The 22,925-nt window shown below is 57.9% G+C and carries 18 protein-coding genes; 12 read left to right on the plus strand and 6 right to left on the minus strand.

The window, feature by feature from the left end:
* Positions 1-1,757, minus strand: a 1,757-nt coding sequence (locus ACTQ05_RS08570; protein ID WP_441538857.1) for an N-acetylmuramoyl-L-alanine amidase, incomplete at its 3' end; no start/stop codon positions are given.
* Positions 1,758-1,970: 213 nt separating this feature from the next.
* On the opposite strand from ACTQ05_RS08570, the gene ACTQ05_RS08575 reads away from it, so the two are divergent.
* Positions 1,971-3,071 carry a glycosyltransferase family 2 protein gene (locus ACTQ05_RS08575; protein WP_441538858.1) on the plus strand — a complete coding sequence of 367 codons (1,101 nt, stop codon included), beginning with the start codon at positions 1,971-1,973 and terminating at the stop codon, positions 3,069-3,071.
* 4 nt (positions 3,072-3,075) lie between these two features.
* Positions 3,076-4,221 carry an acyltransferase family protein gene (locus ACTQ05_RS08580; protein WP_441538860.1) on the plus strand — a complete coding sequence of 382 codons (1,146 nt, stop codon included), beginning with the start codon at positions 3,076-3,078 and terminating at the stop codon, positions 4,219-4,221.
* Here the strand turns inward: ACTQ05_RS08580 and ACTQ05_RS08585 are convergent.
* Complete coding sequence (locus ACTQ05_RS08585) at positions 4,218-5,588, minus strand: hypothetical protein (RefSeq protein ID WP_441538862.1); 1,371 nt, start codon at positions 5,586-5,588, stop codon at positions 4,218-4,220. The genes ACTQ05_RS08580 and ACTQ05_RS08585 overlap by 4 nt on opposite strands.
* 201 nt (positions 5,589-5,789) lie before the next feature.
* Between ACTQ05_RS08585 and ACTQ05_RS08590 the strand changes: the two genes are divergently transcribed.
* Positions 5,790-6,809, plus strand: coding sequence for a glycosyltransferase (locus ACTQ05_RS08590; protein ID WP_441535728.1), 1,020 nt, complete (start codon positions 5,790-5,792; stop codon positions 6,807-6,809).
* 11 nt (positions 6,810-6,820) lie between these two features.
* On the opposite strand, the gene ACTQ05_RS08595 is transcribed toward ACTQ05_RS08590, so the two are convergent.
* The 3 genes from ACTQ05_RS08595 to ACTQ05_RS08605 form a co-directional block, all read right to left on the minus strand.
* Positions 6,821-8,617: an AAA family ATPase gene (locus ACTQ05_RS08595; RefSeq protein ID WP_441535727.1), complete on the minus strand. Its 1,797-nt coding sequence runs from the start codon at positions 8,615-8,617 to the stop codon at positions 6,821-6,823.
* A 202-nt stretch (positions 8,618-8,819) separates the two neighbouring features.
* Complete coding sequence (locus tag ACTQ05_RS08600; protein WP_441535726.1) at positions 8,820-10,493, minus strand: hypothetical protein; 1,674 nt, start codon at positions 10,491-10,493, stop codon at positions 8,820-8,822.
* A gap of 138 nt (positions 10,494-10,631) precedes the next feature.
* Complete coding sequence (locus tag ACTQ05_RS08605) at positions 10,632-11,063, minus strand: RrF2 family transcriptional regulator (RefSeq protein WP_154518293.1); 432 nt, start codon at positions 11,061-11,063, stop codon at positions 10,632-10,634.
* 223 nt (positions 11,064-11,286) lie between these two features.
* Here ACTQ05_RS08605 and sufC point away from each other — a divergent pair, with 223 nt between their 5' ends.
* The 5 genes from sufC to sufU are packed head-to-tail and all read left to right on the plus strand — an operon-like array spanning position 11,287 to position 16,640.
* Positions 11,287-12,087 carry a Fe-S cluster assembly ATPase SufC gene (gene sufC / locus ACTQ05_RS08610; protein WP_441535725.1) on the plus strand — a complete coding sequence of 267 codons (801 nt, stop codon included), beginning with the start codon at positions 11,287-11,289 and terminating at the stop codon, positions 12,085-12,087.
* A 12-nt stretch (positions 12,088-12,099) separates the two neighbouring features.
* A complete protein-coding gene (gene sufB / locus ACTQ05_RS08615; RefSeq protein ID WP_441538864.1) occupies positions 12,100-13,512 on the plus strand; it encodes a Fe-S cluster assembly protein SufB in 1,413 nt (470 codons plus the stop codon).
* Positions 13,512-14,891 carry a SufB/SufD family protein gene (locus ACTQ05_RS08620; RefSeq protein WP_441538866.1) on the plus strand — a complete coding sequence of 460 codons (1,380 nt, stop codon included), beginning with the start codon at positions 13,512-13,514 and terminating at the stop codon, positions 14,889-14,891. Before sufB ends, ACTQ05_RS08620 begins: the two co-directional genes overlap by 1 nt.
* Positions 14,888-16,213, plus strand: coding sequence for an aminotransferase class V-fold PLP-dependent enzyme (locus ACTQ05_RS08625; RefSeq protein ID WP_441538868.1), 1,326 nt, complete (start codon positions 14,888-14,890; stop codon positions 16,211-16,213). The genes ACTQ05_RS08620 and ACTQ05_RS08625 overlap by 4 nt, the downstream gene beginning before the upstream one ends.
* The gene (sufU, locus tag ACTQ05_RS08630) at positions 16,206-16,640 is read left to right on the plus strand and encodes a Fe-S cluster assembly sulfur transfer protein SufU (protein WP_441044703.1); all 435 of its coding nucleotides are present in this window, start codon (positions 16,206-16,208) and stop codon (positions 16,638-16,640) included. Before ACTQ05_RS08625 ends, sufU begins: the two co-directional genes overlap by 8 nt.
* 633 nt (positions 16,641-17,273) lie before the next feature.
* Here the strand turns inward: sufU and ACTQ05_RS08635 are convergent.
* Positions 17,274-18,086 (minus strand): transposase, encoded by an 813-nt coding sequence (locus ACTQ05_RS08635; RefSeq protein ID WP_441044702.1) that lies wholly within the window; start codon positions 18,084-18,086, stop codon positions 17,274-17,276.
* A 403-nt stretch (positions 18,087-18,489) separates the two neighbouring features.
* Between ACTQ05_RS08635 and ACTQ05_RS08640 the strand changes: the two genes are divergently transcribed.
* The 4 genes from ACTQ05_RS08640 (at position 18,490) to ACTQ05_RS08655 (ending at position 22,899) form a co-directional block, all read left to right on the plus strand.
* On the plus strand, positions 18,490-19,224 hold the full coding sequence (locus ACTQ05_RS08640; protein WP_006235554.1) for an iron-sulfur cluster assembly scaffold protein: 735 nt from the start codon (positions 18,490-18,492) through the stop codon (positions 19,222-19,224).
* Positions 19,225-19,242: 18 nt separating this feature from the next.
* On the plus strand, positions 19,243-20,247 hold the full coding sequence (locus ACTQ05_RS08645) for a GGGtGRT protein (RefSeq protein WP_154518278.1): 1,005 nt from the start codon (positions 19,243-19,245) through the stop codon (positions 20,245-20,247).
* A gap of 256 nt (positions 20,248-20,503) precedes the next feature.
* Positions 20,504-22,030: an FAD-dependent oxidoreductase gene (locus tag ACTQ05_RS08650; RefSeq protein ID WP_441538870.1), complete on the plus strand. Its 1,527-nt coding sequence runs from the start codon at positions 20,504-20,506 to the stop codon at positions 22,028-22,030.
* A gap of 215 nt (positions 22,031-22,245) precedes the next feature.
* Positions 22,246-22,899, plus strand: a complete 654-nt coding sequence (locus ACTQ05_RS08655; RefSeq protein ID WP_441538872.1) for a BRO family protein — start codon at positions 22,246-22,248, stop codon at positions 22,897-22,899.
* The last annotated feature ends 26 nt before the right edge of the window (positions 22,900-22,925 follow it).

The raw sequence follows: 22,925 nt of genomic DNA on the forward strand, positions 1-22,925 counted from the left end.
TTCTCCCAGACGAACTTGTACTTGAGGCCGTCGGTGTCGCCGGAGACCCTGGCCTGGAGCCTGAGCGGCTTGCCGGAGCGCGCCTCGCCGGAGACGTCGAGGCCGTCGACGGACCAATTGACTACTTTATATTTAGAAGTGCTCGATATATAACCATTGGAGTCGACAACATCGGCATAAATTTCGTATTCACCCGCTTGCGGCAAAGTCCAAGTAACAGACGGGCTGGTCAAATCTTGACCAATTACACCCCAATTTGAGCTGTTCCAATCGGCTCCAACTTTATGCCAAACAAATTTGTACTTAAGACCATCGGTCTTACCGGTAACATTCACGCCAATCTTAATGGAAGATCCAGCACGCCCTAATTCTTCAGAGAATGTAATTCCATCAATGGAATAAGGGTGCGGAAACTGCGCAATAATAGCAGCGGCATCAGCCTCGCCAAGACGACGACAGCCGTCATCGGAAAAGTAATTAGCGACATCGCCGGAATTCGAAATAAAGCCATGCTCAATTAAAATGCCAGGGATCCCCTGTTCGCGGGCGCATCGGATTACCGCAAACTCATCTCCCACTTGCATCTGTACAACGCGGCGGTACGTAAGACCCATAGCAGCAAGGTTATTCATAACCTTATTGGCAAGCTCAACAGAAACCTGCGTATAGTCTGATCCATTTGCGGTGGGAGCGTAAACCTCAGCGCCATGAGCGGCGGAAGGACCGGAATTGATATGAAAGCTCACGAATGCTTGCGCGCCCTGATCAATGCAGCGCTGGACGCGATACAGAAAATCATTACCGGAATAATTGCCGTATTGTTCACGAGCAAGAACGACCTTAAAGCCATATGCCTCAAGCTTATTCTTGCATGCCGTCACTATCTTCCAGGTAAGATCGGCCTCGCTTTTGCCATTGCCCTGTGCACCGGGGTCAGATCCACCGTGACCAGCATCGAGAGCAATTACGCTAACGTTGCGAGCAGAGCGAGCGGCATAAGTAGAAACACCATCCGGAGAATCGGCGCACTCCAACGCCTGCTGAATAGACTGTGCCTCAACAGCATTTCCGTCCCCATCTGCATAATAAACAGATGTGCCCTCGGAGTTCATAGAGCTATCTACGACGGTGAATGAATAATCTCGATCAGAGAGATCGATTTTATGCTCAGTCCCATCTCCCTCTAGATAATACGAAATCGATGTGAGGAAATAAGTATTAGCTTCGAGTTTTGCGCCAAAGGTAAAGGCGGCAGAATTATCAGCCATAGAAGACGCGTCGACAGAGCCCTTTACGCCGTTGGCACTCGCATAGCCAAGCGTAGCAGAGGAAAGAACTTCGCCGTCATTAGGGGTTGCAAAAGCAATGACCTGATCAGCTCCAGAGGGAAGGCTTGGGTAGGCCAGGTAAACGTATTGGAAGGTCGACTCGACCGAATCGACCTGTTGATCGGTCTTGACATCGCTTTCAGTTGCGCCTTGGATCAACGAGTCGATAGCCTCAACATCCCCTTCAACCGGTGATTGGTCGACGGTAGCCTCGCTGCCTTCAACATCGTCACCGAGTGCAGCCACTCCGTCATCGCCTGCAGAAGCCACATTCGTCATAGCTTCAGTGGGCTGTGCCTCGTTCAACCCGAAAGCAGCAAGTACAGGACTCATCAATGACGAAAATGTCAGAAGAGCAGCCAAAGAAAAAGAAGTTGCAACACGTAAAACCTTTTTCATATTGAATCCCCAGTCAAAATGAATATCCATGTTGCGATATTATCCATCAACTATCTCTTCTTTTGAACAATTGTCATAGAAAGGAATTCTGTTGAATCAAGATGGCACGAACGGATAGTCCCGGCTCGTTTGGTCACCTGCTAAATAAGCAACCCTTACCGTTGCCTTCACCCAAACGCAACTAAAACCGTTGCAAACGCAATTAGGTATAATTCTTCCAAATCGCCTAGAGAAAGTGTTTGAATGCTGACCGTAATCGTGCCTACTTACAATGCCGAGCCGTATCTTTCTCAGGCTATAGGCAGCCTATTAAACGAAAAGAATATCGAGCTGGAAATCCTCGCCATCAACGACGGATCCACCGACAACTCGCTCGCCATTATGCAAGATTTCGCTGCGCGCGACTCGCGCGTTCGAGTGATCGATAAGGCAAACCAGGGTTACGGCGCAACCTGCAATCTGGGCATTCGCGAGGCAAAGGGCGACTGGATTGCCATCCTCGAACCCGATGACTGGATCGAGCCCGGAATGTACTCCGACATGCTTGCCTTTGCCAAGCGCGAATTTGGCGATCCGAACAAGCTCGATATTATTGAGACCCCGTATTGGATCATTCGCAACCCCGATACCCCCCAAGAGGTCAAGCTACATTGCGCATATCGCGGTCGCATTAAACCGCCTCGGCAACCGTTCACCATTCACGACGCTCCACACCTGCTGGCCCACCATCCGTCCATTTGGTCGGCAATCTATCGTCGCAATTTCCTGATGCAAAACAATGTCTGGTTTAAGGAAATCCCCGGCGCAGGCTGGGCCGACAATCCATTCCTTGTCGAAACGCTCTGCCAGGCAAAGGCGATCGCTTACTGGCCCAAGCCGTATTACTGCTATCGCGAGGAAACACCCGAAAAGGCGGCCGCTCTGGCCAAGCGTGACCCCTTGATGCCGTTTAATCGCTGGAATGACATGGTCGATGTTCTTGAGCGGCTCAACGTCACCGACCCTGCCGTTTGGACACCGCAAATCACACGCGGCTTCACTTATATGGGCATCATGATCGAGCACACCGGAATTGAGGGGCACCCCGAAATCGAGCGGGCGATCCACAAGATGTTCGAGCGCATGCCACAAGAGCTGGTATTTGCCAATCCTCGCGTTACGCCCGCGGCCAAAAAGCTCTATTCCGAGTATATGGGCATCGCCAATCCAAAAATCAGCTACTGCGCATACGCCAAGGACCTCGTGGGCGAGGGCTTGTATAACGTATGGAACAAGGGGCCCAAGCAAACTCTAAAAATGATCACATCGCACTTTAGCTCATACAACGCACGCGCTGGAAAATAATCTGATGGGCAGCAAAGCAAGCAGAAATACCTCCATCGAAGCGCTGCGCTTAATCGCGGTTGCTGGCATCGCGATATTCCACACGTTTCAGTGGACCTTTCAAGCCGTCTGCGCCGGTCTACCGGAATATGCGCCGCTCGCCGTCTTTCCCTATTCGGGGTTGCTAGGGTTCATTAATCTACTGGGCTGTTGGGCCAACGAGGTCTTCTTTATGATCTCGGGATACTTCCTTATTCCCTCGGCGGTACGCGCCCTCCAAAACGGTTCATCCGCGCAGGGTCTCACGCTTAAATCGCTTGATCGCCTCAAAAAGATCGTCTTGCCCACGCTCTTTTATTGCGCCACCTGCCTGTTTGTTTCGATGTACGTCTATCCCCTACCAGAAATCTCGCTGCATGAGATTGGGTGGCTCACGTTGGGCATCGAGTTTATCTGGGTCTACGCCGTCTCCGTATTGCTTGTCCCAGTGATTGCGCTGATACGACAGCGAATCGGCAGCAAAAGAGTCCCGTTTGACGTAGCGCTTCTTGTGCTCGCAACATTTGGAATCAACTGCTACATCGCGGCGACGGCAAACGAAGCGGCCGGTATCATTTTGTGGCGCAAACTCATGAGCGCCGTTACCTACCTGGTCGCGTTTATTGCAGCTGGAGAAATGCGCTTTGTCCTCGAATGCCACGGCAACGCATCCGGTGCTCAAAAATCCAAGATCGTACTCATCGGACTCGTTGCCGCCACCATCGCGCTCGAGCTTCTGCTATCGGCAAATAGCCAGTACGACGCGCTCTGGAAGCTCTCCTTCAAGTCCACTTCCGTCATATCCTTTATCTTGGCCGCCGCATCCGTTGCCGCCGCAGCGCTCCATCAGCCGCGCCACGAAACCTCAGCCGCAGATAAGACAATCGTGTCTCTCGCCGCAGGAACACTCGCTTTCTACGCCGTACAATCGTTTACCTGCAATGTCTGGCGCCCCATCTTCGACAAGGCAATCTACACCATGGCGACAGGCATCCAAACGGGAGAGCCCCGTCCAGCCGCCGCCATTTTGCTCGGAATCCTTATGAGCCTTTGCCTCGCGCTTGCCCTGCTCCTCATGGATATCGTACGCAGGGCCGTAGTCGAGTCCATCAAGGCCCGTATGAACGGCTAAGCGACCTTCTGACTCCTCAGACCACGAAGCGCGCTTACACCCGAAACAAATAAAATCGCAAAGACAATCGCCCAATTCTTGCAGCCAAATACCGGAATATGAACGATCGCATGGTCATGCATAACAACGAAATAACCCAGAACAACAACCAGAGGCAGTGCCATGAGCAGCGCCTGGATCAACACCTTTCGACGACGACCGCCTTGCGCGCCGCCCCGTATCGAGCAAACGAGCACGGCAACCCAAATCGCCAATACGGCAGCAAACGAAACAAGACAAACGACGTTCGAGATCGTCGCATAACCAGCTGTTGAGCAAATGGCAAACAGCTGCGGGCTCATGTAATAAAACGCCTTCAAAATCTGAGGCCAGTCAGCCTGGGGCAACAGTGACGAAGTCCCATGCGCAGACCAAAGGCCCATCTCGCCCAGAACGTTCGAAAAGACCTCGTCCCAGCCCAGCACAAATGCCGCGACAACCCATTTCATCGCCCAGGTAAACACAAACGAAAGCCCAAACCCAAAGAGCGCCTGCAGCATCGTGACGACGCAACGCTTGGGGCGCTCACCCTTGGGGAGCGCAATGAAGGCGAAAAAGCAATGCAGGGCGACAACTGCGGCAGGAATCGTTAAAAAGTCAAGAAACGAAAACACGGCGCCCGTCGCTATCGACCAAAGGACAAGGCGGCTTGTGAAAACCCGTGCGTTCGGGGCCGAGCCCAAACGAAGGCTCATGCAAGACATCATGATGAGCGCCACAAAGAACGAGATGCACAGCAGCAAATCACCGATAAAATTGAAAAACAGATTGGTCGAGAACAGCAGGATTGTAAGGAACCCCAACGTCAATGGCTTTGAAAATCGCTTCCGCAAGGCAACGTAAGCGCAAGCGGAGCCGGCAATCGCCAGAGCGGCCGCAGGCACCACGACAACGTCGATACCACCAATAAACAGGCAGACATTCGTAAGTAGCTGCCATCCATGCCAATACCGGTAGTACTGCTGATGCGTAATCCCGCCAGCTTTCGTAACGTCATCAATCTCGGTAACAGTCATCGTCTTAAACGGAGAACCTTGGTCCTTTTGCTGTGCGACTTCAATGATAAAGCGATTGTTATCAAAGCAAACAGGACCAGCTGCAACACGGTGGTCGTAGACATACATGTCAGACAACAGGCCAGAGGACTCCGAACCCTGCGCATGTGACTCGATAACGGGCCTCGGCAGGCAATTCGCCCCGGTATTGCTCAGGACAAATGCGACCTGAAAAACCAAAAACAGCAACATGACCTTGACGGGAAGGCTATCGGCAAAGGAAGCTAAACGAGTTTTATTCACAGGGCATCCAAACAGAAAGATCGCGTCCACAGGAATCGGCACCTACGTAATACCACAATGCGCGCTTGAAATCTCGCCACACGTCAACCAGGCTTGTAGCAAACGTTCTTGGTGATTAGCGGAACATTACCCGCGGGCGCCCGCCTACGCTTACAATAGTCGTGTCCCATGGGACACGTTGTTTATTCCGCAGGGCCGATATGCTGCCCACGCGAAAGGATATTCTCGTTCATGACTTCTACCCTCCCCGCTCCCATCGACAAGCTCGCCATCGTCGTCGTCACGTACAAACGCCAGGAACTTCTGGCCAACTTGTTCGACTCCATGACCGAGCTCACGGCCGCGCCGTGGCGTATCGTGATCGTCGACAACGAGAATTCGCGCGAGACCAAGGCCATGTGCGCGGCGTTTAACGAGCGCCTCGCCAACCTGTGGGGCATCGACGCCGATCAGCCCGACGCGCAGGGCGGCACCGACCGCGTCATCTACGCCCCGCAGCTCGAAAACGGCGGCGGTGCGGGCGGCTTCTCCGCCGGAACCAAGTGCGCCTACGATCTGGGCGCCCAGTGGTTTTGGGTGATGGACGACGACGTGCTCGTCATCCCGGAGGGCATCGAGCGCCTGGCCAAGTGGACCGACCGCTACGATGTCATCCAGGGTTCGCGCCTGGACTTTGACGGCGGCGCCTTCTTTTGGCAGTACCAGCTCATCCTTTCGCTTGGCATCCCCAACCCCATCGCTAAGTGGGACCTGGGCCCCGAGGGCTACCGCGCCATGAACCAGCTGTGCTTTGAGGGAGGCCTGTTCTCACGCCGTGTTGTCGACAAGATCGGCCTGCCCGACGCTCGTTTCTTTATCTACGGCGACGACGCCTGCTATGGCTATGTCGCCAGCCAACACTTCCCTGCCGTCGTAGTCGCCGATGTGGTGCTTAAGCGCGCCCGCGCCGTCTCCAACTGGGATATCGCCGGTAAGCGTCAGCTCAATTCCACCAGTGACACCAATCGCTACTACATCATGCGTAACCGCGGCTACTTGGCCCGCTACATGCAGATCTACGGTGATTACCACCCCATTTTGTTCCGTTTGGGCAATGTGGCGACCTTCTGCAAGGAGTTTATCCGCCTTGCCGCCGTCGACAAGTGCTTTAAGACCGGCATTCCGGCGCTGCGCCGTGGCATGAAGGATGCCCGCAAGATCGTACGCGACCCCAACTGGAAGCCCATGCCGCCCATGAAGGAAACCGAGTAAAGCCGGCCCTCCTATAACCTCTGACATGCGACGGCAACTCGTTGTCCATCAAAGCCAAACCCCCAGCGCATGCGGCCCACGGCAGGACGTGGCACGCGAATGTCGTCGAGACCGCTCCGCTCGATATCGAGCAATGCCTGTACCGACAGAAGCTCTAGGCCCAACGCATCGACATCGGGGTCGTACAGCATGCTGACCGAGATCAGCGGGCGGCTATCCAATATGCCAAGTGTATCCGCCGCATCAAGGGTATTGGCGGCCGGAAACACCTGGAAACCCCCAAACTCCGAACCGTGCGTTCGTTTTGTAACGGGGTCGGCATACCCAGGCAACCCAAAACAAAGACCCTGCAGTGCCAAACGAAAAGCCAGCAGCAAATCCGACTCGTCTCCATCGACGCCCAAGTCATTAATAATTACGCCCAAAGCTCGCCTAACTGCATGCTCGTCTCCGCGGGAAAGACCCTCTTGGAAATCGTCGATAGTCTCGGCACTCTCGGCAGCGCACTCGAACCATTCGATAATCACAAGACGCAGCGCATGCCGGAGCTCGTTATTGGGAAGGCGCAGGGCGCGGGGCAGATTGCCGTCCGCCTGGCGATCAGTCGCATCTGTCGTCAGGAGTCCACTCAAATACAAATCGGTCCAAATACCTTCCGCTGTCCCGGCATCAGGCTTCACGGCGTCCAAGCACAGCGGCGCCTCAACACAGCCATACGGATTAAGCAAATCAAACATTGCCGCAAGCCATCTTAAATCCCAAGCGCACACAGTCTCGTTCAGACAATCGGCATAGCAACATACATCAAAGCGCGTTGGCGGCAGGCAGCCCCGAGCCAAGAACTCAACCACACGCGTCGGGTTCGAACAATAGAACCCGCCAAACCGGTAGCCTTCGAACCATTCACGCGCGCCATCCAGTCTGTCGCTCTGGCCAGTGTAATCTAGCAGTGCCCTGTTTTCGGCATCCGAAAAACCAAACCGGCGATCGCACCAGCTCGACAAGGGCGAAGCCAAACAATACGGGCAGTTGCGATGCGCAAATGCCGCCTGTGCGGGGCCGGGTCGCTCCCCCATCAAGCAAACCAGCCGCAAAGAATCGATTGAGGAGACAATGCCCTCAAAGAGCAGGCGGTCAAGCAACTCGACAAAGCACGAGCCATAGGCGCCCTTCGCCTGCATATGATTCGTAAACGCCGCGTCATACCCATCAACCAGCAGCACAACCTGTTCATCACATGCCATACGGAGGAGCTCGATTAACACCCCAAGAGCCGAATCGATTTCATCAGAACCGGCAACACCGCGCGCTACGCGCTCGATATGGCGCACGTCACCGCGCGCTAAATCGGGAACGTCCAGCAGCGGCAACAGACGAGCGCACTCACGAGCGACGACATCGCGCATGGCGGCCTCGGCATCGGCGCCTCGATAGGAGGAAGTAGAAAAATCCAAAGCAATGACCGGATAGCGTGCATACTCATCACGATAGATGCCATCTTCTGCGTCCCATATTTTGCTACCGATGAACAGATTCACGCTCGACGAGCCGGGCACAGGACGCTCCAGATAACATTTGAGCATGGAGAGGTTCATGCTCTTGCCAAAACCATGAGGCCGACAACAGAGCGCCACAGTCGATTCGCAATCTAAGATATCGGCAATAAACATGGTCTTATCAACTAAAACACAATGATCGGCGGCGTCGGCAAAATCATGAATATCAATCGGCAGAACAGCATTTCCGCCGGGATTGAGCAACTTCACGCCAAAGGTGTTATCAATATCATACATTGCCTGTTCAGACACCGTTTTATCTCCCCTTTTAGAATAACGATGCCATTTTAGCGACCATCTTGATAACATTTTTATTGTTCAACAAATGATTCGGGTAACGGTAGAAATGACTCCATAAGGGGGGCATAACAAAACGATTCGCAACAAATAGGGGTCCGGTGCGATAGCACCGGGCCCCTATTTGAATCGCTAAGGCAAAACGCTCGCTGAGAGCCTACTTTTGGGCGTCTTTCTCCGCAGCGTCTTTGTTTTGCTGATCAAGTTTATGCTTACCGCTCACAATAGACGTAGCGCCCAATGTGGCCAAGCTCGCGCTGGCAAGGCTCGCCATCAAAATCAAGTCACCCGTCTTGGGCATGCTGCCCTTAGAGGACTCAGTCGTCGTGGCTGAGGAAGTCGCAACCTTGGTTTTACCTTGGTTCTGGTCGGCGCCATCATCAACCAGGCCCTTGGACCCATTGTCGTCCGCGTGCTTGCCATCCTTACCAAGGCGGGGATCCTTCGATTCCGCACCGTCGACTTCCGTGCCCCTGTCGGAATCGGACTCCTTAGAACCCTCGTCCTTCGAATCGCCCTTAGCATCCTCGGTCTTTTCCGTAGCGCCCTGGTCGGAGCCATCCTTCTTGGAAGACGAGCTGCTGTTGATGCCAGACATCAGCGAGGAGCCAAACATGGAGCCAAGCTGTTCGCTCGCAGAGGGTTTGTCATTCGTCGACGAGTCGCTCGAACCGGCAGTCGATCCACTGGCGGAAGAACCAGACCCTGCCGCAGCATCTGCGGAATTCGAAGGCGAGGCAGACCCCGCGCTGCCGGCCGAAGCGACATCGCCATTTCCGTCGCTTGCTCCGGCATCGTTCGAAGGAGCATCGACGGTATCCTCGTCAGCACCATTGGTATCGGCACTAGACCCAGAGGGAGCAACGGGAGCGGCGGGCGCCTGGCTGGGTGCCGGAGTCACGGGCTCGGGCTCAGGCTCGGGCTCAGGCTCGGGCTCAGGCTCGGGCTCAGGCTCGACCGGCGGCGTCGCCGCGGCCTCGTCCTCGGTAATATAGACCAGGCAATCCTTAAGCTCGTTCTTGTAACGGTTCTTCCAGCCCTCGTGATATTGCGGCTGGCTCGAGTACTTACGGGCAACGTTATTGACCACGCTGCTGGAAAGCGCCGTCACAAATTCACGGTCGGTCATATCGTTTGTAAGATTTGCCCAGCGGAAAAAGTCCTGGCAGCCATAGGTGCCGCACATGTTGGTGATGCTCCACACCATACCCTTGACGCAATCGGCGCGGCCAGAGATATCAATACCAAGCGCGCTCTTGAGCCAGGCCTCGGTCACCGCGTAATAGGAGTTGTATGCATATGAATCTTGCAGCGCCGAGAACTCAGCCGGATCGGCGTTATAGGCGCCCTGGAAGGCCTCCTGTGCAATGCGGCCCAGCTCCGTCAGCTGACCGTTCGAATACATGGGGTTGCTTGCGTTGGAGATATCGCTCCCGCGGTCAATTGCAGACTTAAGCATGCCGTACTTGGCAGGATTGTAGTTATAGACCTGCTTCATAAACGGGACGAGCGACCAGCGTCGGTCGAACTGGTAGTAACCGAGCGCGTTGTAACCATCGCCGTACGAAAAGCCCTGGTTATAGTTGCCGTGGCTCTCATACTTGGTAAAGTACTTCATCTCGCTGGTCACATTGACAAACGAGACACCTTGGACCGACCTCAGCACGCCCGAGAAAGACTGCTGGGTATAAAGGCCCTTATCGATATCGGTGGCATCCGAGGCAACGCCCGGCGTGGGCTCATCCGCAGCAGCGGGCGCGGGCGCGGCAACGGCGCCAAACGAAAGAGCCAGCGTCAATCCGGCAACAATCGCAGAATGCTTGGGCTGCATAAGATCCTCCTTGCATTGGTGTAGTTAAAGTGCAGTTTGCAAAGATAGATTTAAGTATCGCAGCAAGACCGATGTCGTACAACAGCAACTCGACAAACGGTAACGCCCTCCGCGAAATCTTAAGGAATTGCGCTCGAGTTACAGCTTGATATCGAAGTTAATCTCGGGCACGGCCGCCAAGTCGGCCAATGTCACGCCGTCGACGTACTTTTCAATCACGTCGTCCAGACCGCGCCAGAACTTCACAGTAGAGCACAGATCGCTGCGAGTGCAGTTGTTATCGATGCCATCGCATGCGACGGGCGCCGTGCTGCCCTCGACGGCGCGCAGTATATCGCCGGCTCGCACCTCGGCCGGGTCCACGGCCATCATGTAGCCGCCGCCCTTGCCGCGCACACTCTTGAGCAGGCCCGCCTTCATAAGCGGACGGACCAGCTGCTCCAAATACTTTTGCGAAATATGCTCACGGTCGGCAATCTCGCGCAGGGCGATTTTGCCCTCGGCGTCACCGAGCGCCGCGATATAAATCATCAAACGGAGGGCATAGCGGCCCTTAGAAGAAATGAGCATACCTACCCTCCCGGTGCGCTTGAGAAAAAATCATCAGCAGAGTTTGCCCCCGATGCCAAGCGTGTGGGACAGACGATCCCGACTATTATGTCCCACATCTGAAAAGTCGAGTGGATTAGTCGGGTTTTCCCTTGACTAACGCCGAACCCATAGTAACTTTATTCCGAGAAGATTCCTAGGGTTTAGTACACCTATGAGTACACCATAAACAGAGAGGGACAGCATGAGCGCAAATCCGCTGCTTTCCATCGAAGGTCTGACCGCCTCCGTGGACGAGAAGACCATCCTCCACAACGTCAGCCTCAACGTCGCCGCCGGCGAGACCCATGTGCTGATGGGACCCAACGGCGCCGGCAAGTCCACCCTCGGCCACTTGGTCATGGGCGATCCCGTCTATACCGTGCAGAACGGGCGCATCGTCTTTGACGGCCAGGACATCACCGAGCTCACCACCGACAAGCGTTCGCGCGCCGGCCTGTTCCTGAGCTTCCAGGCTCCGGTCGAGATCCCGGGCGTGCCGCTGTCGAGCTTTTTGCGCGCCAGCATCGCCGGCCGCCCCGGCCTGGAGATGAAGGGCAAGGAATTCCGCCGTCGCGTCAAGGAGCTCGCGGCCGAGCTCAACATGGACACCGCTTACCTCAACCGCGAGCTGGGCGTAGGCTTCTCGGGCGGCGAGAAAAAGAAGGTCGAGATGCTCCAGCTTCTGCTGCTGCAGCCCAAACTCGCCATCCTGGACGAGACCGACTCCGGCCTGGACGTCGACGCCCTGTCCACCGTCAGCCACGGCATGGACGCCTACCGCAAGAGCTGCAACGGTTCCATGCTCATCATCACGCACAACACGCGCATCCTGGAGCACCTGGATGTCGACCGCGTCCACGTTATGGTCAAGGGCCACATCGTGCGCGAGGACGACGCCTCGCTGATCCCTTGGATCGACAAGAACGGCTTTGAGGCCTTCGAGCGCGAGGCCGCCGAGCAGCGCGCCCAGGCCGAGGCCGTCGCTGCCGAGCAGCAGGCGTAAAGGGGCGACGCAATGACCAAGAACCGCACCGAGGTCGCGGACATCGACCGCAGCCTCTACGACTTCACCTATGGCGAGGAGGGATTCGAGCGCCTCGACGCCGGCATCACGCCCGACATCGTGCGCGAGATCAGCACCAAGAAGGACGAGCCGCAGTGGATGCTCGACCTGCGCTTAAAATCCCTCGAGATCTTCAACCGTTTTCCCGACCCGACGTGGGGCCCCTCCATCGAGGGCCTGGACATGGACAACATCGTCACCTACGTCAAGCCCAACACCGACCAAAAGCACGACTGGGAGTCGGTGCCCGACGACATCAAGAACACCTTTGAGCGCCTGGGCATCCCCGAGGCCGAGCGCAGCTACCTGGCGGGCGTCGGCGCGCAGTACGACTCCGAGCTCGTCTACCACAACATGCAGGACACGGCGTCCAAGATGGGCATCGTCTACTCCGGCATCGAGGAGGCCCTGCACGACCCGCAGTGGGAGCCGCTCATCCACGAGAAGTTTATGACGCTCATCCCGCCCACCGACCACAAGTTTGCGGCCCTGCATGGCGCCGTATGGTCGGGCGGCTCGTTTGTCTACGTGCCCAAGGGCACCAAGCTCGATTTTCCGCTGCAGAGCTACTTCCGCCTCAACGCCAAGGGCGCCGGCCAGTTTGAGCACACGCTCATCATCGTCGAGGACGATGCCGACCTGCACTTCATTGAAGGTTGCTCCGCGCCCAAGTACAACGTGGCCAACCTCCACGCCGGCGCTGTGGAGCTCTTTGTGGGCAAGCGTGCACACCTGCGCTACTCGACCATCGAGAACTGGTCCAAGAACATGTACAATCTCAACACCAAGCGTGCGCGCGTGGACGAGGACGGCGACATCGAGTGGATCAGCGGCTCCTTCGGCAGCCACGTGGGCTACCTCTACCCCATGAGTGTGCTCAACGGCCGCCGCGCTCGCTCGAGCTTTACCGGCATCACCTTTGCCGGCGCCGGCCAGAACCTCGATACCGGCTGCAAAGTCGTGCTCAACGCGCCCGATACCTCGGCAACCGTCGAGACCAAGGGCATCTCCAAGAGCGGTGGTATCCAGACTTTCCGCAGCTCCATCGTGGCCACTCCCAAGGCCGAGGGCTCCAAGGCAACCGTGAGCTGCCAGTCGCTGATGCTCGACGACCAAAGCCGCTCCGATACCATCCCCGCCATGGACATCCGCGCCAAGAATGTCGACATCGGCCACGAGGCCACTATCGGCCGCATCGGCGACGACAAGGTGTTCTACCTGATGAGCCGCGGCATCTCGGAGGAAGAGGCCCGCACCATGATCGTCAACGGCTTTGCCAACCCGGTCTCCAAAGAGCTGCCGCTGGAGTACGCCGTCGAGATGAACAACCTGATCAAGCTCGAGATGGAAGGAGCGATCGGATAATGAAACAGACCACCAACACGCCGAACGCATTTACGTCATCCGAGCTTCTGCAGTGCGACGTATCGGGAGCGACGAGCCCGACGACGCGTACTAAAGGTACGCGAGGAGGGTCGGAGCCCCGAGACGGCGTGCTGCAGGAGATCGGGGGCGTCAATGCGATGCCGGCCGCCACTTGGGGTTGGCTCAAGATGAACCAGACTAAGCTCGAGCTTTCGGACGAGCTTGCCGCCGCTCCCGCCGAGGCCATTGAGGTCGAAGGCCTGGACGAGCAGATCCATGGCGCGGCCGAAGCCTTCGATACCGCCATGGAGGCCATGGCCGAGCGCTTCCCCGAGCGACGCACCTCAGCCCCCGGCGACGCCGCCGACCGCGCCCGCATCACACCCGAGACCGAGCTCGACGTGCCCGCCACTTCCGTCTACCAGGCCGGCGCCATCAAGCTCGAGGAGGAACTCTCCCCCGCCGAGGCCTTCGAGACCGGCATGGGCGAGGCCGCCTACGCCTATCTGGCCGACCATGCCACCAAGCACATCGTTATCGATGTGCCCGCCTACGGCCGTGCCACGGTCACCGTACGCGTGAGAGGCGTCGACGCCGCGGCTGCGATTGCCGCCATCGATGTCGTCGCCCGCCCGCAGGCAACGCTCAACCTGCAGATCGCCCTGGACTCCCCCGTTACCGGCGAGGGCGTCGTGGGCTCCGTGCTGCGTGTGTGCGCTCACGAGTACGCCACCGTCAACGTTGCCTGTACGCAGACGCTCGACGACAGCTGGATCGCGCTCGACGACACCGGCCTGTTCCTGGACGAGGGCGCGCGCGTCAACGTGCAGCACACCGTACTGGGTGCTGGCGCCAGCGCCACCGGCCTTGCCGGCGACCTGCTGGGCGATACCGCCAAGGTGACCATCGATACCGATTACCTGGGCGCCCGCCAGCAGGTGCGCGACTTTAACTACGAGCTGCGCCACCGCGGCCGCAAGACCGAGTGCGAAATCGATGCCAACGGCGTGCTGACCGGCACGTCCAAGAAGGTCTACCGCGGCACCATCGACCTCGTGCACGGCTGCAAGGGTGCTGTCGGCACCGAGCGCGAGACGGTGCTCTTGGCCAACAAGGGCGTCGACAACAAGACCGTTCCCGTCATCCTCTGCGACGAGGACGACGTCGCCGGCAACCATGGCGCCACCATCGGCCACGTCCGCGACGAGCAGCTGTTCTACCTCGCCTGCCGCGGCCTTGACCAAAATGCCGCCGAGGACCTGTTCATCCGTGCCAAGCTGGAGGACGCCGCACTTTCCGCCGCCGACGAGCGCATCCGCGCCGCCGTCGTCCGCTTGGGCAATAACCTGATCGATAACTTTGAGGAGGAGCTCGCATGATTGACACCGAGCACGTTAAATGCGATACCTGTACTGCCCCCGAGCCCATGGAATTCGACGCCAGCGACGAGGCCTCGCGCGGCTGGCCTACCGTCGACATCGAGACCAACCCCTACAAGGCGCAGTTCCCGCTGTTCCAACAGCACCCCGAGATCGCCTTCCTCGATAGTGCCGCCACCGCGCAGCGCCCCGCCTGTGTGCTCGACGCCGAGCGCGATTTCTACCAGCGCATGAACGCCAACCCCCTGCGCGGCCTGTACTCGCTGTCCGTCGAGGCCACCGAGGCCATCGCGAAGGTGCGCCAGCAGATCGCCGACCTCATCGGCGCCTCCCAGGCTAATGAGATCGTCTTCACCCGCAACACGAGCGAGTCGCTCAACCTGGTCGCCAAGAGCTTTGCGCCCACGGTGCTCGAGCCCGGTGACGAGGTCGTCATCACCATCATGGAGCACCACTCCAACCTGATTCCGTGGCAGCAGGTCTGCCGCGAGACCGGCGCCAAGCTCGTCTACCTCTACCCCACCAAGACCGGTCAGCTCACGACTGAGGAGGTTCTATCCAAGGTGGGCCCCAAGACCAAGATTCTGGCCGTGGGTCAGATCTCTAACGTGCTGGGCGTCGAGAACCCGGTCAAGAATCTCGGCAAGCTCGTGCACAAGTACGGCGGCTATCTGGTCGTCGACGGCGCGCAGTCGCTGCCGCACATGCCGGTCAACGTGGCCGATCTGGGCGCCGACTTCTTTGCCTTTAGCGCGCACAAGGCCATGGGCCCCATGGGCATCGGCGTGCTGTGGGGCAAGATGGATCTGCTCAACGCCATGCCGCCCATGCTTACCGGTGGCGAGATGATCGATTCGGTCACCGAGCAGGACGCCGTCTGGACGCCCGTCCCCGAGAAGTTCGAGGCCGGTACGCAGGACGCCGCCGGTATCTTCGCCACGGGCGCGGCGCTTGATTACCTGGTCAACACGGTGGGCTACGAAAACATCCAGGCCCGTGAGCAGGCACTCGTCCACTACCTGATGGGCGAGCTCATGCAGCTCGACTTTGTCCAGATCATCGGCTCCATCTATTGGGACAACCACCACGGAGTCGTGAGCTTTAACGTCAAGGGCATCCACCCTCACGACGTCGCGAGCATCATGGACATGGACGGCGTCTGCATCCGTGCCGGTCACCACTGCGCGCAGCCGCTGCTCACCTGGCTGGGCGTCGAGAACCTTGCCTGCTGCCGCGCCAGCGTGGCCTTCTACAACGACAAGGCCGATATCGATAAGTTCATCGCCGGCCTGTATCACGTTTGGAGTACGTTCAATGGGTAATCTGTACACCTCCACCACGTTTATGGAGCACAACTCCCACCCCGACTACAAGTACGAGATGGATGCCCCCACGCACGAACACGACGGCATCAACCCCAGCTGCGGCGATGAGCTCACCCTGCAGCTGCGTGTCGAGAACGATGTAATCGAGGAGGCTTCCTTTACCGGGCACGGCTGCGCCATCAGCCAGGCCAGCGCCGACATCATGGCCGACCTCATCACGGGCGAAACGGTCGAGGAGGCTCGTCGTCTGGCAGAGCTTTTCCTCGCCATGATCCGTGGCGAGGAGCTCTCCGAGGAAGACTTGGAAGACCTAGACGAGGCCGCTCAGCTCCAGGACATCTCACACATGCCCGCCCGCGTCAAATGCGCCGAACTCGCCTGGCGCACCCTCGACGGCATGCTCGAGGGTCAGGCTAACCAGTAACGGATGCCCCGAATCCAAGGTTTTTGATTGCCGAGCCGCCCGATACGGGCGGCTCGGCTTTTTCATAACGAGCGCACGCGCAGCCACGCTTCCGGCGCCCAATCTGTCATTTATCGCACGGCCAACCGCAAGCACAAGCGTTTTTCACAGTACATAAGGCTTGCCACAGGGCCACGGGGCACGCCGAGCAAAGCGCCAGGCACCGTCCTACTAGGCTCCGGCTCGCCTCCTGCCTGCCGCAGACGGGTCCCATAGGGTGCGGCGTGCATTTTTGCGAGTATTCAGCACGCCAAGCTATGTGCATACAAATCACGAGCATAAATTAGCGCCTTCGGGCGCGTATATATTGCGTTTTAGAACAGGCATTACGGTCTACGGGGACGCAAACGCGTGCTTCGGGGCGTATTGGCAGACAAATAATTGTCTCGGGGCCCGCAAGTTGCAAGGTTATAGCAGTTCCGACAGCACTACGATGCTGAAAACTCCGCTTTTTGCACGGCGTGGACGGGGGTAGGCACGGGCAAAACCGGACTGAGCTATTGTTTTATGCAAGACGGCAATCATTCTATGCATATTTAGAAGTGTAGTTAACGTCCAAGCATTTAGAATGATGGTCCCAGTGGGCAGACAGCCCTATCCCAGGCTGTCATCAGTCCGCACCGCCGTTCGAGCACGGGCGCGCACAATACGAGAAGCGGTGCTTTTGCTTATCCCCGTATACCGCTCAATTTGGCGCACCGTAAAACCAGCATCGTGCAAGCCAAGAATAACGATATTGCGCTGCGCCGGCGGCGCCGCTTTAACCCTCTGGAGCGCAACCCCGAATCCCTTCGCCAACTCATCGGCAAAGACGCGCCGCTCCAACTCCATCTCTACCAAATCGCGCATCGCCGGATCGCCGCCGTCGGGCGTCGAAAGCGAATAGGCAATAAAGGCTTTGGCAGAACCAAAAAGCTCAAGCACGCAAGAAGGATCGGAAAATCCCCTCGTAGCATCTGCCTCGTCACCGTCGTAAACGCGCAGATGCTCCGCAAAGCTGCTCCAGGGATAACGCTCAATTAGGTTGATGCCCGCATCCTGCGGATCGGCGTGAACGGAGCGAACAGCCTCCATCACCTGCCGGTCGGTATCGAGCGAACAGCGCTCAAAACGTTCCCGGAACAGGCAGCCCGATCGCCCGGTACGCTTATTGAACCGACGAGCATACGTCAACAGCAGGCGTTGCATGGCTGCACTCATGTTGTCCTCATAATCCAGAAGTACCAGATCCACATGGTCGCCCATGAGGCACCACGCCACAATCGTTACCTGGGCATCGCGGCAGCAGTCGCGCATCAGCTCCAAAAACTCCCACCGGTCCTCGTCGCTCTCAAAGATCAGCTGACTGCCCATACCGCGGGCACAGACATGGTAAAAACCGGTGATCGTTTTCCAAACACGCTGCATGGCGCTCCCTTCGCCGGGACCTGCTTACCGTCCAATACATCACGATTGAAACGTGCCATCAAAACATTCACGCAAAATGGCACCCGTCGACGGTAAAAGGCGGCACACCGACGGCGAATGGCATCATAACCACAGGCTAGACACCGCAACAGGGGCAAGAACTAACCAATAACTTGACCAGAACTGACCCCCTAAAACGTATCGCATAACCGCAACCAAGCTTGTTAAATCGTTTCAATTGAAAGTTCCGCGCTTCTCGTTACGAAAACTGCGCCGTTCGCCGAATATTCCGTGCATTTCGCGGTATTATAGGGGCTGCATGTCATGTCCCTTTCGAAGGGTCGCCCGGCAATCACCAGCCACGACCTCCAGACGGGACGCCAATACGATAGAGAGGAGAGGCATGCAGTACTCACAGGAAGTGGAGAACATGTGCCCCGTTGCCAAGGGTGCATACCACGGCCCCGCACCCATCCCCGAGGAGGGCAAGTGGGTCCAGGCTAAGGAGATTTCCGACATCTCCGGTCTTACGCACGGTGTGGGTTGGTGCGCACCTCAGCAGGGCGCCTGCAAGCTCACGCTGAACGTCAAGGACGGCATCATCGAGGAGGCCCTCGTTGAGACCATCGGCTGCTCGGGCATGACCCACTCTGCTGCCATGGCTTCCGAGATCCTTCCCGGCAAGACCATCCTCGAGGCCCTCAACACCGACCTTGTCTGCGACGCCATCAACGTTGCTATGCGCGAGATCTTCCTGCAGATCGTTTACGGCCGCAGCCAGACCGCGTTCTCCGAGGGCGGCCTGCCCGTGGGCGCCTCCCTCGACGACCTCGGCAAGGGCCTTCGCTCTCAGGTCGGCACCATGTTCGGCACCAAGGCCAAGGGCGCTCGTTACCTCGAGCTCGCTCAGGGCTACGTCACCCGCATGGCTCTCAACGACAAGAACGAGATCATCGCGTTCGAGTTCCTGAACCTCGGTAAGTTCACCGACGCCGTCAAGGCCGGCAAGACCCCCGAGGAGGCCATCGCTGGCGCCATGGGCCACTATGGTCAGTGGGAGAACGCTGCCAAGTACATCGACCCGCGCACCGACGAGGAGACTCACTCCGTCGCCAGCGTGTTCCCGGTTCACGAGTAGAAAGGGAGGGAAATAACTATGACTGTTACGTTCGAAGGTTACGAGCGCCGCGCTGACAAGATCAACAAGTGCCTCGCCGACAACGGCATCGCCTCCCTCGAGGAAGCTCTGCAGATCTGCACCGACAAGGGCTTCAACCCGCGTGAGATCGTCAACAACACCCAGTCCATCGCCTTCCAGAACGCCGAGTGGGCCTACACCCTCGGTTGCGCTCTCGCTGTCAAGCGTGGCGCCAAGAACGCTTCTGAGGCTGCCGCCATCATCGGCGAGGGCATCCAGGCCTTCACCGTTCCCGGCTCCGTCGCCGAGGACCGCAAGGTCGGTCTGGGCCACGGCAACCTGGGCGCTATGCTGCTCTCCGACGACACCGAGTGCTTCGCCTTCCTGGCCGGCCACGAGTCCTTCGCTGCCGCTGAGGGCGCTATCGGCCTGGCTCTGAACGCCAACAAGGCTCGTAAGAAGCCGCTGCGCGTTATCCTCAACGGTCTGGGCAAGGACGCCGCCCAGATCATCGCCCGCATCAACGGCTTCACCTACGTGAAGACCCAGTTCGACTACTACACGGGCGAGCTCAAGGTCGTCGAGACCATCCCCTACTCCGATGGTCCCCGTGCTGCCGTTAACTGCTACGGCTCCGACGACGTCCGCGAGGGCGTTGCCATCATGTGGCACGAGAACGTCGACATCTCGATCACCGGTAACTCCACCAACCCCACGCGCTTCCAGCACCCCGTCGCTGGCACCTACAAGAAGGAGCGCATCGAGGCTGGCAAGAAGTACTTCTCCGTCGCTTCTGGTGGCGGCACTGGCCGTACCCTGCACCCGGACAACATGGGCGCCGGCCCTGCCTCTTACGGCATGACCGACACCATGGGCCGTATGCACTCCGACGCCCAGTTCGCCGGTTCTTCCTCCGTGCCTGCGCACGTCGATATGATGGGTCTCATCGGCATGGGCAACAACCCCATGGTCGGCGCCACTGTCGCCTGCGCTGTCGCCGTCGAGGAGGCCCTCAAGGCCTAATCGCGCCCGCGCGATGCTCATATAGTTGAGCTTCGGAGCCGCTATCCACCCGGGTAGCGGCTCTTTTTGTTTGCACTGCCGCAGGGTTGCTAATGCCGATATATCAGTTGGGACGAAATACGAGATGTGATGAGATGGAGCGTCAGAGCGTCCATAACGCCCATCTGCCATATTTGCCCTTTACCGATTTGCCGAGTCTTTTCGGCCTCATTGCCGATCACCCATGCGAAAATGCGCCGGACGAGAAAGGAATCCCATGGAATCGACTGATGTACTGGTAATAGGATCTGGCATTGCGGGCCTTTGTGCCGCCATAGAAGCGGCACGCGCGGGCGCGACCGTTGCCGTCGCAAGCGCCGGCAAGACCATGAGCGGATCGAGCTTCTTCCCGGGCACCTGGGGCCTTGGCCTTATTGGCCCCACCGACGCGGCCGACGAGCAGGACCTCATCGACACCGTCCAGACCGTCGGCGGCGGTGTCGCCGACCCTACGCTCGTCCAGACGTTCGTCCACGGCATTCCCCAGGCCATCCAATGGCTCGAGCAGAATCTAGGTGTTGAGCTCCAGCGTCCGCAAAGCGCCGAGAGCGCCCGGCAAAAGCAATTTATCCCCTGCTTTGACCATAAGACACGCAATTGGCGCGGCCTTACCCGCAAGCCCCTTGAGGACGCGTGTACGGCCCAGATCAAGTCTCTCGGCATTCGCCTGTTCCCCCGCCACGAGCTTATCGATCTTGTTGAGGACACGACCGGAAAGATTATCGGCACCGTACTCTACGATCGCGCAAACGAGCATCTCGTGCCTATGGCAGCCAAGGCCACCATCATCGCTGCGGGCGGCACGGGTGGCCTGTTCGAGCGAAGCCTCACTTCCGCCGACGTGCTCAGCTCCTCGCAGGCCATCGCGCTGGCACACGGCGCAACGCTCACTAATATAGAGTTCATGCAGATGATGCCGGGCTTCATCGAGCCCAAGCACAACCTTGTCTTTAACGAGAAGACCTGGCGCTACGTACATGTAGACCAGCCGGTCGATATTGCCGACGACAAGCTGGACGATCTGCTTGACCAGCGCTCCGGATATGGTCCTTTCACCTCACGCTTGGCCTCCCGCGCCATCGATCTTGCCATCGATCAAGCGGGTACCGAAGGTCTGGCGCTCCACTACGATTTCCCCCGCGAGGACGTCCCGGAGTTTGTGCAGACCTTTGCCACCTGGCTACAAGACGAGCACGGCATCGCGCCGACCGACGAGATGCGTGTGGCGATGTATGCCCACGCCGCCAATGGCGGCATCAAAATCGACAAGACCGCGTACACGGGCGTTGAGGGCCTCTATGCCTGCGGCGAGGCGACAGGCGGCATGCACGGGGCCGATCGCATTGGTGGCCTGTCAAGCGCCAACGGCATCGTGTTTGGGCGCATCGCGGGCGCCTCGGCAGCCCAAGCAGCACAGAATGCACCTGAGGTGGCCCCAAAGGCGGATGTCGCCCTCCCCCAGCATGGCATTACCACAACAGACGCCGAGCGCCTGACCCGCGGCCTTAAGCACACGATGAGCACCTACTGTATGATCAACAGAACCGAAGGGGGCCTATCCAAGGCACTTCACGAGCTTGAGGGCTTGAAGACGGAGGCAACGACCTTGAGCACGCAGAAAGCCCAGGACAGCGAAATCGCAGCCCTCGCCCGCCTGCAATCGCAGATTCAACTAGCACAGGAAATGGTCAAAGCCATGCGCAAACGGACCGAAAGCCTCGGATCGCACTATCGAGCGGACTAAACTGGACACTCATCTAAAGCAGAACACAACTAATCGATATCTATGGGCCCCGTGAGCTCGAGGTGGCACGGGGTCCATTCGTGTCCGCACGGCAGCGTATCCTTATTCTTAATACAGAGCAGGCAAAACCCGCACAGACAATAGACCAGCGGGGAGGAGATATGGACAGTCGTGATATCGAGAAGTAGCGTGTCAAACTTGATAGCTACGCCAATGTGGAAGACGGCGTTGAGTATTGGCTCGCACGCGATTTAATGGAACCCGTGGGGTACACTCGATGGGAGAACTTCGCCGAAGTTGCTAAGAGGGCAAAAGTCTCGTGCGAAACAAACAAAACTCCAGTTGATTCCCATTTTCGTGATACCACGAAAATGGGAACAGCCGGTGTCGCCGCTCGCGCGGTTAAAGACTACAAACTTACTCGATATGCATGCTATTTAATCGCACAGAACGGAGATTCAAACAAGCCAGAGATCGCGCTCGCCCAGGCATACTTTGCCGTGCAGACGCGCCGCCAAGAGCTCATAGAACAGCGCTTCGCAGAGATTCAGCGCTTGCAGGCGCGCCACTCGCTATCCGATTCAGAGAAACAGCTCTCGGGAATTGCGTTCAAACGCGGCGTGGACTCCAAAGGATTCGCGATCATCAAGTCGAAGGGCGATGAAGCGTTATTCGGCGGCAGAAGCACGGCGGAAATGAAGCAGCAGCTCGGCGTACCCAAGAGGGCAGGCTCGACTTGTAAAGCGTCTGTGCCCTTTCGGGTTCGACCCCATGCGAGGTCAACAAGACGATATGAGAAAGCCATTTGGGTCGCCTCCCCCGCGGCGCAGCTTCTTTTCGCGGGCTCGGGATGCCACAATGGGCTTTGAGTATCGGCCCGTGCGGTAGCCCTTAC

Source organism: Collinsella sp. LCP21S3_A9 (assembly GCF_052118785.1).
Taxonomy (GTDB): Bacteria; Actinomycetota; Coriobacteriia; order Coriobacteriales; family Coriobacteriaceae; genus Collinsella.